This window comes from Streptomyces sp. NH27 (assembly GCF_056859195.1).
In genome coordinates this window covers 1-1393 of record NZ_JACEGK010000935.1, presented here as the reverse complement: position 1 = coordinate 1393, position 1393 = coordinate 1, and the positions used below count along the sequence as shown (strand labels likewise).

The 1393-nt window shown below is 66.8% G+C and carries 2 protein-coding genes and 1 tRNA gene; 2 read left to right on the top strand and 1 reads right to left on the bottom strand.

From position 1 onward, the window contains the following. Positions 1 to 395 precede the first annotated feature (395 nt). Positions 396 to 680, top strand: coding sequence for a sugar phosphate nucleotidyltransferase (locus tag AC13HU_RS37220; protein ID WP_483046424.1), 285 nt, complete (start codon positions 396 to 398; stop codon positions 678 to 680). Between the two features lie 230 nt (positions 681 to 910). Then, positions 911 to 1273, top strand: coding sequence for a DUF397 domain-containing protein (locus AC13HU_RS37215; RefSeq protein ID WP_483046423.1), 363 nt, complete (start codon positions 911 to 913; stop codon positions 1271 to 1273). Here AC13HU_RS37215 and AC13HU_RS37210 read toward each other — a convergent pair. Next, a tRNA-Leu gene (locus tag AC13HU_RS37210) sits at positions 1252 to 1339 on the bottom strand. The genes AC13HU_RS37215 and AC13HU_RS37210 overlap by 22 nt on opposite strands. Positions 1340 to 1393: the final 54 nt, after the last annotated feature.

Sequence of the window (1393 nt, the reverse complement as noted above, 5' to 3'; positions counted from 1 at the left end):
TGCTCACTCGTACCGACAGCACGGGCAACACCACCACCGCATCAGTGGTGAGCCGAGCCGACTCGCCGGCTGGGAGGTCGGGCATGAGCGGCACGACGATCACCGTGTACCAGGTGGACGCCCGCCTGCCTCCGCTTCCAAAGGACGGTGACGGTAACCGCTGGACGGTCGGGCGGTGTTGGTTCTGGTGCGGCCGGGAGTCGGCCCGCGTGATGTGGATCGGCACGGCCCCCTGACGGGGACGGGCTCCACGGTTCCTCCGCGTGGCCGGAGCGGACTACACGCCAGTCGAACGGCGCGCGCCTGGCTCGGTGCGTGCTCGGCCCGATCCGCACTGACAGGATCTCCCGCGAAGGCGTCACAAGGACGCCCAAGCGACAGAGGGAGCACGGCACATGTCCGCAAACGTAGGAACACAGGCGCTGATCCTGGCAGGTGGCCAGGCGACGCGGATGCGGCCCTACACCGACGACGCACCGAAGGCCATGGTGCCGGTGGCCGGTGCGCCGATCGTCGGTTACCAGCTCGCGTGGCTGGCTGAGCACGGTGTGAAGTCCGTGACCATCAGCGGCGGTTACAAGCACGAGATGATCACCGACTACGTGGGCGACGGGGAACGCTTCGGTCTGGAAGTGCGCTACCGATCGAGGACGAACCCCTCGGCCGTGGCGGGGGCCTGAAGTTCGCGGCCCGGAAGCTGGCCGATCCGGCAACCCCTTTCTTTGTGTTGAACGGTGATGTCATCAGCCGGTTCTCGTTGATGGACTTCGCCAGCTACCACGAGGAGAACGGCGGCGCTGTCACCATCGCCCTTTCTCCCTACCGGTCAAACTGGCGTGGCTCCACCCCAGGCACTTGACAGCCCAGCTTCGTACCGCGCCATCCGCGAGCCGACCAAGGAGTGCCGCGCATGAACAAGCAGGTCGATCTCGCCAACGCCGTCTGGGCGAAGAGCGAGATGTCCGACGCTGGAAACAACCGTCTGGAGGTCGCGTTCGTGGACGGGGTTGTCGCGCTGCGCGACTCCGTGGACGTGGGCGCCCCCGACACCAAGGTGCTGATCATCTCCGAGAAGGACTACGCGAGAGCGCCCTACGACGGCGGTAGGGAGGACCCGCGATCCTGCGTCAGCAGCTCGAACACCCCATGGCGCTCCTGGGGCTTCCGAACGTCACCGTTCGGGTACGGCCCGCCATGGTCGTGCCGCGGCCCGGCAACGAAGAAAGCCCCTGATGAACAGGGGCTTTCCGCTGGTGTCCGAGGGGGGACTTGAACCCCCACGCCCGATAAAGGGCACTAGCACCTCAAGCTAGCGCGTCTGCCATTCCGCCACCCGGACCGGTGGGCGTCGCCGGACCGGTACGGTCGCGGTGACGAGTCCACGATACCAAGG

What these genes read in the sequence shown, in the direction of transcription:
- AC13HU_RS37215 (WP_483046423.1), top strand. Translation starts at nt 911, where the DNA reads ATGAACAAGCAGGTCGATCTCGCCAACGCCGTCTGGGCGAAGAGCGAG.
- AC13HU_RS37220 (WP_483046424.1), top strand. Translation starts at nt 396, where the DNA reads ATGTCCGCAAACGTAGGAACACAGGCGCTGATCCTGGCAGGTGGCCAG.